This is a genomic window from Streptomyces sp. RLB3-17, assembly GCF_007113425.2.
In the GTDB taxonomy this organism is placed as follows: domain Bacteria; phylum Actinomycetota; class Actinomycetes; order Streptomycetales; family Streptomycetaceae; genus Streptomyces; species Streptomyces mirabilis_D.
The window spans coordinates 6,188,778-6,202,786 of the sequence record NZ_CP041610.2; the positions used below are offsets into that span (position 1 = coordinate 6,188,778).

The following is a 14,009-nucleotide window of genomic DNA, read 5'->3' on the forward strand; positions in this document are numbered from 1 at the left end:
AAGCGGAGCACTCCCACCGCACGTACCCCCACCGCACTGGAGTTCTCATGAAGCGCCGGATACGCAAGCGCGCCGCCGTCATCACCGCCTCCACCCTCGCCGCCGCGACCGCCGTGAGCATCGGCATCACCACATCGGCCGGCGCGGTCCCGCAGAAGCCGCCGACCAAGGCGCGGATCGCCGCACTGTTCGACGGCTGGAACGCCGCGCTGAAGACCGGCGACCCGGAGAAGGTGGCCGACCGCTACGCCTCCGACGCCGTCCTGCTGCCCACCGTCTCCAACAGGATCCGCGACACGCACGCCGAGATCGTCGACTACTTCGAGCACTTCCTCGCGAACAAGCCGGTCGGCAAGAAGATCGAGACGATCGTCAACGTCCTCGACGAGAACTCCGCCCTCGACACCGGCCTGTACGAGTTCACGCTCACCGACCCGGACACCGGCGCCAGGCGCACCGTCGAGGCCCGCTACACGTACGAGTACGAGAAGCGCGGCGGCAAGTGGCTGATCGTCAACCACCACTCCTCGGTGATGCCCGAAGGCTGACGGCCACCCACAGCCCGCCGCCGGGCGCGTCGCGCAGGGCCACGGTCCCGCCGTCGTCCGCCACCAGCTGTTTGACGATGGCGAGGCCGAGCCCGGACCCGGAGCGCCCGGTCAGGCCCTGGCCGCGCCAGAAGCGGTCGAAGGCGCGGGCCTTCTCCGCGTCGGACATGCCGGGGCCCTGGTCCAGGACCGAGAGCACCACCTCGTCGGGGCGGACCGCCACCTTCACGGTGATCACCGAACCGTCCGGGGAGACCTCCAGGGCGTTCGACAGGATGTTGTCCAGGACCTGGTCGAGGTGCCCGGGACTGGCCAGCACGAGCGACCGGCCGCCGAGTTCCCCCTCCTGCGCGATGGTCACCCCGCGCTCCTCGGCGGCCGGCCGCCACACCGCGAGCCGGTTCTCCACCAGCTCCCGCAGCGGCAGCGCCTCGGCCGCCGAGACCTTCGCCTCGGCGCGGGCGAGCACGAGCAGTCCGTTCACCAGCCGGCTCATCCGGACGACCTCGGCGGTGGCCTGGTCCACGTCCTCGCGCACGAACGCGTCCTCGACCCCGTCCGCGATGTTGTCGAGGGACAGGCGCAACGCCGTGAGCGGGGTACGGAGCTGGTGGGAGGCGTCGGCGACGAAGATCCGCTGGGAGTCGATGAGGGTGTCCAGGCGTTCCGCGCCCGAGTTCAGGGTGCGGGCGAGGCGCTGGGTCTCCGGCGGTCCGGTCACCGGCGAGCGCGCGGTCAGATCCCCGTCGCCGAACTTGCTCGCCATCTCGTTGAGCTGCCGCAGCGGCCGGGTCAGCCGGCGCGCCACCAGCGCGCCGAGCCCGGCGGCCACCGCCAGCACACCGACGGCGAGGATCGCCCGGAAGCCCCAGATCCGCCACAGCCGGGCGGTCAGATCGGAGGTCGGGTACGTGACGCGCACCGCGCCCACGATGTGGTTGTCCCTGATCGCCGGGACCGTCACCCGCAGCGCGCCGTCGCCCCAGCGCGCCGTGTCCGTCCCGTCCGTGCCGGAGGCCGGGAGGACGTCCACGTGGCCGGGCGTCCGGTCGGCGTACGCGGTCGCCAGCCGGTCCAGCGCGGCCCGTGAGGCGGGGTCGCCCTGCGCCAGCATCAGCGCCATCGTGTTCGCTTCCCGACGCACCGAGGCCTCGGTGTCGCCGCGCAGCTGCGAGGTCAGCGTGAAGGCCACCGGCACGGTGAACGCGGTCAGTGCGACGGCCACCAGCAGGACGTAACTGACGATGAGCTGCCGGATCATGAGCCGGGCGCGCCCTGATCCGGAGCGGGGGCCGACTGCGGGTCCGAGCCGAAGGCCGCGTCGGAGGCCGAGTCAGAGGTCGGGGCAGTCTCCGAGGTCGAGGCCGTCTTCAAGTCCGGCACCGGATCCCGTACGACCTCCAGACGGAACCCGACCCCCCGTACCGCCTCGATGGTGATCGCCCCCGCGAGCTTGCGCCGGAGCGCGGCGACATGGACGTCGAGCGTCTTCGTCGGGCCGAACCAGTTCGCGTCCCAGACCGCTTCCATGATCTGTTCGCGTGACATCAGCGCGCCCGGCTCCTCGGTGAGGAACGCGAGCAGGTCGTACTCCTTGGGCGCGAGCGCCACCTCGACGCCGTCGAGGCGGACCCGGGCGGCCTTGCGGTCGACGGTGAGCCGGGGCCCGTACCGGTCGGGGCCCGCCGACGTCTCCGTACGGGGCCGGACGCGCCGCATCACCGCCCTTATTCGCGCGATGACCTCCCGTACGCCGAAGGGCTTGGAGACGTAGTCGTCGGCGCCTATCTCCAGGCCCACCACCCGGTCGGTCTCGTCGCTGCGCGCGCTGATCACGATGATCGGCACGTCACCGCGGGTCCGCAGCGCCTTGCAGACGTCGAGGCCGTCGGTGTCGGGCAGGCCGAGATCGAGGAGGACGACGTCGTACGGGCCCTGGTGGGCCAGCGCCGCGTGGCCGGTCGTCACCCACTCGACCTGGAAGCCGTAGCGCAGCAGTCCTCGACGCAGTGACTCGGCGACCGGCTCATCGTCTTCCACCAGGAGTACGCGCACAGCCGAACCTTAGTGCTTGAGAGTTAAGACACGGCGACGTCGTGTGACACGGGGCACTTTCCGGAGTGGCGGGGCGTGTGGGCGGGCAGGTGCCGCTCGGAGCGGCCGGAGGAACCCTGCCGAAACCGGTGGATCTGACGACTCCGGTGGACTCCCGGTGGACCTCGACGGTCCGGAGTGATCACGTCGTGAGCGGGACATCTCACGATTCGACACTCCGGAAGGGAAATCCGGCCGCTCGTTAGACTGAGCCGACCGCAGTTGTGCGGTACAGAGACGGATTGAGCGAGGAGCGCACGTGGGCCTTGTCGTGCAGAAGTACGGAGGCTCCTCCGTAGCCGATGCCGAGGGCATCAAGCGCGTCGCCAAGCGAATCGTGGAAGCGAAGAAGAACGGCCACCAGGTGGTCGTGGTCGTTTCCGCGATGGGCGACACGACGGACGAGCTGATCGATCTCGCCGAGCAGGTATCTCCGATGCCCAGCGGACGAGAGTTCGACATGCTGCTGACCGCCGGAGAGCGGATCTCCATGGCCCTGCTGGCGATGGCGATCAAAAACCTGGGCCACAGCGCCCAGAGCTTCACCGGCAGCCAGGCAGGCGTCATCACCGACTCGGTCCACAACAAAGCGCGGATCATCGATGTCACGCCGGGCCGCATCCGGACGGCGCTCGACGAGGGCAACATCGCCATCGTCGCCGGCTTCCAGGGCGTCTCGCAGGACAAGAAGGACATCACCACGCTCGGGCGCGGTGGGTCCGACACCACGGCCGTCGCGCTCGCCGCGGCGCTGGACGCCGAGGTCTGCGAGATCTACACCGACGTGGACGGCGTGTTCACCGCCGACCCGCGGGTGGTGAAGAAGGCGAAGAAGATCGACTGGATCTCCTTCGAGGACATGCTGGAGCTCGCCGCCTCCGGCTCCAAGGTGCTGCTCCACCGCTGTGTGGAGTACGCCCGCCGCTACAACATCCCGATCCATGTGCGCTCGTCCTTCAGCGGGCTGCAGGGCACCTGGGTCAGCAGCGCACCGATCAAGCAAGGGGACCAGAAGGTGGAGCAGGCCATCATTTCCGGTGTCGCTCACGACACCTCCGAGGCCAAGGTCACGGTCGTCGGTGTCCCTGACAAGCCGGGCGAGGCCGCCTCGATCTTCCGTGCCATCGCCAATGCCGAGATCAACATCGACATGGTCGTGCAGAACGTGTCCGCCGCCTCCACCGGCCTGACGGACATCTCCTTCACCCTCCCCAAGACCGAGGGCCGCAAGGCCATCGACGCCCTGGAGAAGGCGAAGAACGTGATCGGCTTCGACTCGCTGCGCTACGACGACCAGATCGGCAAGATCTCGCTCGTCGGCGCGGGTATGAAGACGAACCCGGGTGTCACGGCCGGCTTCTTCGAGGCGCTGTCCGACGCGGGGGTGAACATCGAGCTGATCTCCACCTCCGAGATCCGCATCTCGGTGGTCACGCGTGCCGACGACGTCTCCGAGGCCGTCCGCGCGGTGCACACCGCCTTCGGACTCGACTCCGACAGCGACGAGGCCGTCGTCTACGGAGGCACCGGACGATGACCGTCCTCTCGTACGGCGGCACTGGCCGCCGCTGATGACCAGGCCGGCAGGACCGACGCTGGCGGTCGTGGGCGCGACCGGGGCCGTCGGCACGGTCATGCTCCAGATCCTGTCCCAGCACGCGGACATCTGGGGCGAGATCCGCCTGCTCGCCTCCCCGCGCTCGGCCGGCCGCAAGCTGGCCGTGCGCGGCGAGGAGGTCGAGGTGGTGGCGCTCAACGAGGCCGCCTTCGACGGGGTCGACGTCGCGATGTTCGACGTCCCCGACGAGGTGGCCGCGCAGTGGGCGCCGATCGCCGCGGCCAAGGGCGTCATCGTGGTCGACAACTCGGGCGCGTTCCGGATGGACCCGGACGTGCCACTGGTCGTCCCCGAGGTGAATCCGCACGCCGCGCGCGTGCGCCCGCGCGGGATCATCTCCAACCCGAACTGCACCACCCTCTCCATGATCGTGGCGCTCGGCGCGCTGCACGCCGAGTTCGGCCTGCGCGAGCTGGTGGTCTCCTCGTACCAGGCGGTGAGCGGCGCCGGGCGCGCGGGCGTCGACACCCTGCGTCAGCAGCTGTCCCTCGTCGCCGGTACGGAACTGGGGACCACCCCCGGTGACGTACGTCGGGTCGTGGGCGACAACACGGGCCCCTTCCCGGAGCCGGTGGCGCTGAACGTCGTCCCGTGGGCCGGGTCGCTGCGCGAGGACGGCTGGTCCTCGGAGGAGATGAAGGTGCGGGACGAGTCCCGCAAGATCCTCGGGCTGCCGGCCCTGCCCGTGGCCGTGACCTGCGTCCGCGTCCCGGTCGTGACCACGCACTCCCTCACCGTGCACGCCCGCTTCGAGGGCAGGGTCACCGTGGCCAAGGCCCGCGAGATCCTGGCCACCGCGCCCGGAGTCGTCCTGTTCGACAACCCGGCCGCCGGCGAGTTCCCCACCCCCGCGGACGTCGTCGGCACCGACCCGACCTGGGTGGGCCGCGTCCGTCGGGCCCTCGACGACCCGACCGCCCTCGAACTCTTCGTCTGCGGCGACAACCTCCGCAAGGGCGCCGCCCTCAACACGGCGCAGATCGCGGAACTGGTGGCGGCGGAGCTGTTCTAGACGGCCGCGTCAGGTGACCGGCCGGTGGGTTTCCCTGCCCAGGGTGTCCAGGGGGCAAAAACTCCCTGGCCATGACCGGATTCGTTTGTAGGATCTGTGTCAGTTGTGTGGCCGGAATAATGGTCCGGACCACTTGTACAGGACCCGCTTGGCGTTCGAAGATTTCCCTCCCCGTTCTCCGCAACCGCGCGGAGGGCGGGGAGCGTCTTTGCGGTCGCCCTAAACGGGTGTCCGGGGGCGGCACGGCATAACGGGGCATAGGGGATGAGCTAGTACGCATGAGGGCATTCAATGCACTGCCAGGCGCGCTACCGGTCGCGTCGGCAGGCGTTCCGGCACATGGTCCGGCGGGCGTTGCGAGGTGCGTGGGGGCGGGTCTTGTGGAGCGCGTGGGGGCGGGCGTTGTGCGGTGTGTGGGGACGGGCGTTGTGCGGTTCGTGGGGACAGGCGTCGTGGGGTGCGTGGGAGCGGGTCCTTCGGCCGGTGTGAACACGGGTGCTTCGGCCGGTGTGAACCCTGGAGCGAATGTGATGCCTGTCGCGTACAACCCTGGCGGGGGTAAGCGTGTCCAACTGGCGTGGCAGAGGTTCTCGAATTCACCGCGGTACAGACCAGGGGCACGTCCCTGCGTCCACCCCGCCGACTCCGCAGCCCCGGCGTGCCCGGCGGCATGCCGGTGATCGCGCCCATGCCCGCAGCGCGGCCCGCCCGCATACCCAGTCAGCGCGACGGCGCTGAAGACAGCATGGCCGCCGGCACCACGGTGGACCATCTCACCGAGACCTACCGCGCCCACTACCGGTCGCTGCTGGGCCTCGCGGCGCTCCTGCTCGACGACACCGCCTCCTGCGAGGACGTCGTCCAGGAGGCCTTCATCCGCGTGCACTCGGCGCGCAAACGCGTCCGTGACCCCGAGAAGACGCTCGCGTATCTGCGTCAGACCGTGGTCAACCTCTCGCGCTCCGCGCTGCGTCGGCGCATCCTCGGCCTCAAGCTCCTCTCGAAGCCGATGCCCGACATGGCGAGCGCGGAGGAGGGCGCGTACGACCAGCTGGAGCGCGACGCCCTGATCAAGGCGATGAAGGGCCTGCAGCGCCGCCAGCGCGAGGTCCTCGTCCTGCGCTACTTCGCGGACATGACCGAGGCCCAGGTCGCCGAGACCCTCGGGATATCGCTCGGGTCGGTCAAGGCGTACGGCTCGCGCGGTATCGCGGCGCTCCGTGTCGCCATGGAGGCCCCGGCATGAGCCAGCGACGCGACAACCACGACCGACACGAGCCCTACGAGTGGCATGAGCCGACACACCGGCCCACGCCCGCCGAAGACGAGCACGAGCACGAGCAGCAAGCTGGGAACGGAACTGTGAACCACGGCCCCGACGCAAACGGCCCCCACCCGCAGGGCCCGCACGCACTGGGCTCGGACGGGTCCGGTTCGGACGAGCTGGGCTCCGACGGGTTCGGTTCGGACGGGTTCGGTTCGGACGAGCTGGCGCTGCGCCGGCTGCTGCACCAGGCCGTCCAGGAGATCGAACCCACCGACGGCACGCTGGAGCACCTGCGCCGCGCGGTCCCCGCACGACGGGCCCGCAAGCGTCAGGCCATCGTCGGCGTGGCCGCCGCCGCGCTCTTCATCGGCACCGCCGTCCCCGCCCTCGTGCACGTCTCGAACGCCTCCGGGTCGAACGCCGACCCGTCCATAGCGGGCAACAGCTCACAGGCCCAGGGCGGCACCAGCCAGGGCAAGGGCCCCGACGGCGGCGAGAGTTCCGTGGGCGGCGGCACAGGCACCTCCAAGGACAAGGGCAACGGCAGCCAGACCGGCACGCCCGACAAGGGCAAGGGGGCGAACACCGGGTCGGCCACGGGCGGCCCCGATCCCTCGGCCTCGGCCCCGATCTCGCCCGCGTGCACACCGGCGCAGCTCGGCGGAGGCACCAGCACCGTCGGCACCCCGGACGCCACCGGCGCGGTCTACGGCTCCTTCAGCGTCTCGAACGTCTCCGCCACCAGCTGCACCGTCAGCGGCGCGGGCACGCTCGGCACCCTCGCGCAGGGCGCCGCGGACTCGGCCAAGATCAGCGTGGTGACGCATGTGGCGGGCGACGCGGCCTCCGGGCTGCCCGACCCCACCACGGAGGTCGCCTCGGTGGTGCTGAAGCCGAGCGCCTCGTACGTCGTGAAGTTCGCCTGGGTGCCCTCGGAGACCTGTCCGACCACCGGCGGCGGTCAGCCCTCGCCGACCCCGACCACCACCACGGACGGCGCCCCCAGCACGGGCGGCACCGCCACGGGCACCGGTGGCACCGGCACCTCGACCCAGATGGTGAGGGAGGACGGCGGATTGGCCGACGGCAGCGTCACCGTGTCGTACACGGCGGAGACGGGCGCGGCGACGGCCACGACGACCGTGCCCAACGCGTGCGCCGGGACGATCTACCGGACGGGGATGTTGTCGGCGTCCTGAGGGGCGCCGGCGGCAGCGGCTTGGGCGGTGGCGTCGGCAGTGGTTTCGGCGGTGGTGTCGCCAGCGGTTTCGGCTCGGGCGGTGGCTTCGGTGACCGTGGCTTCTTCTTCGTCATGCTCCGGGACGAGTCCCAGCTCCGCGTCCCGGGCGAACTCCGCCTCGCGGCGCAGCAGCCGGAACCACATGAAGACCACGAAGCCCGCGAAGACGAACCACTCACCGGTGTAACCGAGGTTCTGGAACGCCTTCAGGTCCAGGCCGGTGCCCTGAGGCTCGGTCGCGGGCACCACACGCATCCCGCTGTCGGCCTTCGCGAGGGTGATCCAGGCGTCGTACACCTCGTACGGCACCAGGTTCACCAGTGAGGCCGAGCTGATCGCGCCGGTCTGCCCTGCGGGCAGACCCCCGGCGGCGGTGACGCCGTTCGTCCCCGGGCTCTCGGACGCCTGGAGCGCACCCGTGACGGTGACCTCACCGGTCGGGGCGGCGGGCGCCTTCGCCGGGTCGGCGCTTCCGGGCAGCCAGCCCCGTACGACGGGCAGTGCCTTGCCGCCGTCGACGCGCAGCAGCGTCAGCACGTAGAACCCGCGCTCGCCGTCGAGCTCGCGGCCCGGCACGAGGAGCTGCTTGCCGTACCGGCCGGTCGCGGTGGCCTGCTTTCCGGAGGTCTCCGTGCTCACGGGCAGCAGCCGGGCGAGCGGACGGGCCGCCTCCGTCCTGGCCGCGGCGGCCTGCTCACCGGCCGCGCGGTGGTCCTGCACCCGAGCCTCGAACCGGCTCAACTGCCACGACCCCATGAAGATGCAGAAGGGGATGGCCAACAGCACGAAGACGTTGATCCCCCACCAGCGGGGCGTCAGCAGGAACCGGTACACGACTTAAAGGTACGGTGCCGCGCGCGACGCCGGGGCTTCGGGGCCCCTCATGCCGGTGCTCTTTCGAAGTTGGTTCGGCGCGTTCGGCGAAGTTATCCACAGGCTGGGGACCTCGCCAGCGCGGGGTCGGTCGGGCCAGGCACTATGGGGCCATGACTGAGAGCAACGGGTCCATCGAGCAGCAGCAGGCAGCCATGCCCGACTGGGAGAAGCGCTTCCGGGCGCCGCGGGTGTCGCTGCCCGACTGGGCGGAGGACGCCCCGCACCGCGCGCTGTTCGTCTCCAACGCGACGGGGACGTACGAGCTGTACGCGTGGGACCGCGGGACGGGGGAGCAGCGCCAGGTCACGAACCGGGCGAACGGTACGACGGACGGGGTGCTCTCCCCGGACGGCGAGTGGATCTGGTGGTTCGACGACAAGGACGGGGACGAGTTCGGCATCTGGCGCCGCCAGCGCTTCACCGCTCCCAAGAGCGCGGATTCCGGCGACGGCGACGGCGGCCTCGATGCCGGTGACGGTGTTGCTGAGGCCGACGCCCCCGCCGCTCCGGGTCTGGAGCCTTCCTACCCCGGGGGTCTGGCCATCGGCAGGGACGGCCGGACGGCGGTCGTGGGCCGCTCGACGGACGAGGACGGCTCGACGATCCACGTGGTCCGCCTCGGCGAGGAGCCGGTGGAGATCTACCGCCACCGGGAGTCGGCGGGCGTGGGCGACCTCTCGCACGACGGCTCCCTGATCGCCGTCGAGCACACCGAGCACGGCGACGCGATGCACTCGGCGCTGCGGGTGCTGCGCCCGGACGGCTCGACGGTCGCCGAGCTGGACGACACCAAGGGCGGCACGGTCGAGCTGGGCCTGGAAGTGCTCGGCTTCGCCCCCGTCGACGGCGACACCCGCCTCCTCATCGGCCATCAGCGGCGCGGCCGTTGGGAGCCGCTGGTGTGGGACGTGTCGACGGGGGAGGAGACGGACCTGGCCCTGGACCTCCCGGGCGACGTGGCGGCCGAGTGGTACCCCGACGGTTCGGCCCTGCTCATCGCCCACAGCTTCGAGGCCCGCAGCGACCTGTGGCGCTACGACCTGGCGTCCCGCGAGCTGGTCCAGGTGCCCACCCCGCAGGGCACCGTCTCCGGGGCGACGGCCCGCCCCGACGGAACCGTGGAGTACCTGTGGTCCTCGGCGGCCGAGCCGTCCGTGGTCCGCTCGACGACGGGCGAGATCGTCCTCGATCCCCCGGGCCTGAAGTCCCCGGGCTCGGTCCCCGTGGAGGACGTGTGGGTGGAGGGCCCCGGCGGCCGTGTCCACGCGCTCATCCAGAAGCCGGCGGGCACGACGGGCCCCCTGCCCACCGTCTTCGACATCCACGGCGGCCCGACCTGGCACGACAGCGACTCCTTCGCGGCGGGCCCGGCGGCCTGGGTGGACCACGGGTACGCGGTGGTCCGGATCAACTACCGAGGCTCCACGGGCTACGGCCGGGAGTGGACGGACGCCCTCAAGCACCGGGTCGGCCTGATCGAGCTCGAAGACATCGCGGCGGTCCGGGAATGGGCGGTGACGTCGGGCCTGGCCGACCCCGCCCGCCTGATCCTCACGGGTGGCTCCTGGGGCGGCTACCTCACCCTTCTGGGCCTCGGTACGCAGCCGGACGCGTGGACCCTCGGCATCGCCGCCGTCCCGGTCGCCGACTACGTGACGGCGTACCACGACGAGATGGAAGCCCTGAAGGCGATGGACCGCACCCTCCTCGGCGGCACCCCCGAGGAGGTCCCCGAACGCTTCGAGGCGTCCTCCCCCCTCACCTACGTCGACGCGGTCAAGGCCCCCGTCTACATCTCGGCCGGCGTCAACGACCCCCGCTGCCCCATCCGCCAGATCGACAACTACGTATCCCGCCTCACCGCCCGCAGCGCCATCCACGAGGTCTACCGCTACGACGCGGGCCACGGCTCCCTGGTCGTCGACGAACGCATCAAACAGGTAAAGCTCGAACTCGACTTCGCAACCAGACACCTGCCCCACTAACCCACCCCCAACAAACCGCGCGCCCCCGGCGTTGTTTGGCGGGGCGCAGGATCCCCTGGCGGGGTCCGGGGCAGCCCAGAGGGAGTCCGGAGGTGGCGTCGTTCGGCGGGGTCCGGGGCGGAGCCCTGAGGGAGTCCGAAGGCAGAGCCCCCCTGGTGAGGTCTGGGGCGCAGCCCCGAGGGAATCCGGGGCGGAGCCCCGTGTGTGCGTGGGGGGGAGGGGAGCCCCCCGGCGGGGTCCGGGGCGGGAGTCCCGCAGGCGTCTGGGGACGGCGTTTTTAGCGGGGTGCAGGGGCGGAGCCCCGCGGGGGGTGTGGGGGCGGAGCCCCCTGGCGGGGGCTGGGGCGGAGCCCCAGAGGGATGGGACGGGTAGGGGCGGCGGGGGCGAAGAAACCCCCCACCCCACTCCCCGCGCCAGAACCGGCACCGGCACCGGCATCAGCCACCCCCGAGACCAAAAACCTACGTACCCGCCGATTCCCGTCGCCGCCGCCCCAACAACTCCGCCAGCCCCCTCCGAGTCGCAGCCAAAACCACCCGATCCTCCGCCCGAAGCACATACGTAGAGGGCAGATCCCAGACCAGCCCGGAACCACCCCGCTCGCCCCCACCACCCCCCACGGCGGACACCGGTTTACCACCCCGCCGTCCCCCCGACGCAGCCGTGTCCAACGCAAGCACCCGCCACGCCCCCGCCCGAAACGCCTCCCCCACAGTCCGCCCCTCCAACTGCGGATGCCCACCCACCACGATGGCCGCGAACAGCAATACCCGCCGCTCCACCGGAATCGCCCCGAGGATCTGCCGCCCCATCATGGCCCCGGCAAACGCGGGCGCCGCCAGATGCGACACGCTACGACTCCGAGTCAGCGCCTGCGGATGCGCGGCCCGCAGGGTCCGGTACACGGCGGTGGCGAAGTCGTCGTCGTACAAACGCAGCACGACCCGAAGATCGGGCCGCACGCCACGGGCGTACAACGCGGCCTCCAGATTCGTCGTGTCCGCGCTGGTCAACGCGAGCAGCGCATGCGCCCGATGAATCTTCGCGGCTTCGAGCACACCCTCCTGAGTCACATCCCCCAACACCACCGGCACCCGCAACCGCCGCGCCAGCGCCAGCCCCCGCGCCTCCGGATCGGCCTCGACGCACACCACCGGAATGTTCAGCTCCCGCAGCCGCGTCAGCACCCGCGTCCCGATCTTCCCGACCCCGAGCAGCACCACATGCCCGGACAGCCCCCGCGGCGGCTTGCGCAACGCGGACCCGCTGCGGAACGTACCGAGCGCCTCCAGCACGGCGGCGAGCAGCACAGGCAGCAGCAGCAACCCGACGAGCCCGGAGAAGAGCTGAAGAATCTGTCGCCCGATGGGCTCACCGATGGCGGGGTTGTTGATGGCGAAGAGATCGAGCAGCGTCAGATAGGTCGCCTGCAGCGGGGGCTCCCCGGTGACGAGCATCGACGCGACCGCCAGCCCCACCACACACCCCACCAGCCCGGCGAACGACCAGCGCAGCCGCCGCGACAGCAGCGAGCCGAAGGGCACGACACTGCGCCCGGCGGACGGCGCGGACGCGGCGTACGACACCGTCTCCAGGACGACGGTCCCGCGCCCGGTGGCCGCCGCCACGGCCCGCTCGTCGGGCAGCAGCCGAGGGCCCTGCGACCCGCTGCTCTCCGAACCGTCGGCCCCGGCGGGGTCGTTGGTGGTGGCGGACAGCAGCGCGAGCGTGCACAGCCCGGGATCGGCGACCTCGCCGGGCCCCGGCGGCGGCCGCTCCACCGCCCGCAGCATCAACCCATCGGTCTGGACGACCTTGCTGGTCCCGGCGACGGCGGTCGCGGCGAGCGCGGGTGCGGCGGTGTCGGCATCGGACAACACGGTGGTGGAGGCGTCGAACCCGAGCCCCCCGCTCCCGCCGCCACCGTCTCCCTCACCGTCGGCCATGGCCATGGCCAACGCCGAGGCCTGATCGAGGAGTTCCTCGATGTGCTGCCCGAGGCGCCGGTTGTAGAGCCGTATGACGAGCCGCAGCCGCGGATTGAGGCGGCGCGCGGTGAGCGCGGCCCGGATGTTGGTCTCGTCGTCGTCATGGACGAGCGCGAGGGCGGCGGCCCGTTCCACACCCGCCTCGGCGAGTACGGACTCGGTGAGTTCGGTGGCCTCCAACACCCGCTCGGAACCGGCTGGTTCGGCCGTCCGGTTGGGCGGACCCTCCCCGTTGCCCGCGGCCCGGTTCACCGCCGCGGACATCCGGTCGAACAGAGTCGAGGCCCGCGCCCGCCCGACCACCGGCGGGCGCACACTGCGCTGGGTGGGCGGCACGACGAGGGTCACCCGTTCGCCGTAGACACCCCGCAGTTCGGCGGCCAGCCGGTGCGCCAGGGCGTCGTCACCGGCCACCACCATGTGCTGGGTCGTGTCGGTCGACGGGCTTTGATACGGAAGGGTCCCCACGAGGGAGAAGAGTGCCGCACGGGGAGGTGTGGTTCCAGAGTGCGGCCTGCTGACCGACATCGCCTCAGCGACGCGTACGGGCCCGTGCCTCGCGCGGCGGCCGGACGAACTGCAACTCCAGCGCGACCGGAGGTTCGGCGATCCCCGGCCCTCCGGCGGACGCCCAACTCACCAGCTCCTCGGTGCAGTCGTCCCCCATCGCGAACCCGATCCAGATCGCCCGCGCACCCCGGCGCCGCGCGTCCCCCGAGGGCTGCACGACCACGACATTGGCCTGGTCGCAGGGTCCGAGACAGTCCACGGTCCGCACCACGAACCGTCCCCCGGACGCCTCGGCCCCGGCCCGCAACCGCTCCAACTGCCAGGCGTGATCGTCGTCGGGATACTTCCGCGGATCGCCGCAACAACATCCACGGCAGACGACTAGCGTGCAGGGCCGCGACGCGGCGGCACCGATCGCCACCGTACGAGACCTGTCGGCCGAGGCTCGGTTCAACGGATCGGCTCTCCTTGTCGAACGTATGTCTACAGCCGCAGACGATAGTTGACGATCCCCGTGGCGAGTGGTTCGAGATGGGCGGCGGCGCAACAGCGAAGGCCGGCCAGAGCAGGCGCTACGTCCGTGACCGGTCGGCCGGCGCTCTCGATTCGGGAACGCGCACCCATACCATCGATCACCGGCAGGTCCGTTGTCAGTGCCCGCGGTTGGGGTCTCCAACGCGCGGTCGGCTTCCGGGGGTTCCAGCTCTGAAGGGAATGGTTGCATCCCCGGCCTGTCCGGGGGCGGCCCGGAGATTCGTCCGGGACCTGACCGACGGCTTCGCTCGTGACGCCGACGGGAAGCTCGTACACACGTTCTCAAAAGCTCGCTACCTGGTGACGCCCGGACACGGCCCCGGTCACACGCGGCGAG

11 protein-coding genes are annotated in these 14,009 nt (G+C 71.2%); 6 read left to right on the forward strand and 5 right to left on the reverse strand.

The features are described from left to right. The first annotated feature begins 47 nt into the window (after positions 1-47). Positions 48-548 (forward strand): SgcJ/EcaC family oxidoreductase, encoded by a 501-nt coding sequence (locus FNV62_RS28090; RefSeq protein WP_143627486.1) that lies wholly within the window; start codon positions 48-50, stop codon positions 546-548. On the opposite strand, the gene FNV62_RS28095 is transcribed toward FNV62_RS28090, so the two are convergent. Beyond that, entirely contained in the window at positions 514-1,809 is a 1,296-nt protein-coding gene (locus FNV62_RS28095; RefSeq protein ID WP_097285617.1) for a sensor histidine kinase, read from the reverse strand. The two genes, FNV62_RS28090 and FNV62_RS28095, sit on opposite strands and share 35 nt — an antisense overlap. Continuing rightward, the gene (locus FNV62_RS28100; RefSeq protein ID WP_225900402.1) at positions 1,806-2,603 is read right to left on the reverse strand and encodes a response regulator transcription factor; all 798 of its coding nucleotides are present in this window, start codon (positions 2,601-2,603) and stop codon (positions 1,806-1,808) included. Before FNV62_RS28100 ends, FNV62_RS28095 begins: the two co-directional genes overlap by 4 nt. Before the next feature lie 298 nt (positions 2,604-2,901). On the opposite strand from FNV62_RS28100, the gene FNV62_RS28105 reads away from it, so the two are divergent. The 4 genes from FNV62_RS28105 (at position 2,902) to FNV62_RS28120 (ending at position 7,738) form a co-directional block, all read left to right on the forward strand. Next, complete coding sequence (locus FNV62_RS28105; RefSeq protein WP_054231382.1) at positions 2,902-4,179, forward strand: aspartate kinase; 1,278 nt, start codon at positions 2,902-2,904, stop codon at positions 4,177-4,179. 34 nt (positions 4,180-4,213) lie between these two features. Further along, positions 4,214-5,272 (forward strand): aspartate-semialdehyde dehydrogenase, encoded by a 1,059-nt coding sequence (locus tag FNV62_RS28110; RefSeq protein WP_097285618.1) that lies wholly within the window; start codon positions 4,214-4,216, stop codon positions 5,270-5,272. 670 nt (positions 5,273-5,942) lie between these two features. Beyond that, complete coding sequence (locus FNV62_RS28115) at positions 5,943-6,518, forward strand: SigE family RNA polymerase sigma factor (protein WP_054231405.1); 576 nt, start codon at positions 5,943-5,945, stop codon at positions 6,516-6,518. Then, positions 6,515-7,738 (forward strand): hypothetical protein, encoded by a 1,224-nt coding sequence (locus FNV62_RS28120; protein ID WP_225900404.1) that lies wholly within the window; start codon positions 6,515-6,517, stop codon positions 7,736-7,738. Before FNV62_RS28115 ends, FNV62_RS28120 begins: the two co-directional genes overlap by 4 nt. Here the strand turns inward: FNV62_RS28120 and FNV62_RS28125 are convergent. Then, positions 7,708-8,613, reverse strand: a complete 906-nt coding sequence (locus FNV62_RS28125; protein ID WP_143627488.1) for an SURF1 family protein — start codon at positions 8,611-8,613, stop codon at positions 7,708-7,710. The genes FNV62_RS28120 and FNV62_RS28125 overlap by 31 nt on opposite strands. Positions 8,614-8,765: 152 nt before the next feature. On the opposite strand from FNV62_RS28125, the gene FNV62_RS28130 reads away from it, so the two are divergent. Further along, positions 8,766-10,640, forward strand: coding sequence for a S9 family peptidase (locus FNV62_RS28130; protein ID WP_143627490.1), 1,875 nt, complete (start codon positions 8,766-8,768; stop codon positions 10,638-10,640). Positions 10,641-11,101: 461 nt separating this feature from the next. Here the strand turns inward: FNV62_RS28130 and FNV62_RS28135 are convergent, their stop codons facing one another. Beyond that, the gene (locus FNV62_RS28135) at positions 11,102-13,048 is read right to left on the reverse strand and encodes an NAD(P)-binding protein (RefSeq protein ID WP_144078815.1); all 1,947 of its coding nucleotides are present in this window, start codon (positions 13,046-13,048) and stop codon (positions 11,102-11,104) included. Positions 13,049-13,160: 112 nt separating this feature from the next. Beyond that, complete coding sequence (locus tag FNV62_RS28140) at positions 13,161-13,553, reverse strand: hypothetical protein (protein WP_097289108.1); 393 nt, start codon at positions 13,551-13,553, stop codon at positions 13,161-13,163. Positions 13,554-14,009 lie beyond the last annotated feature (456 nt).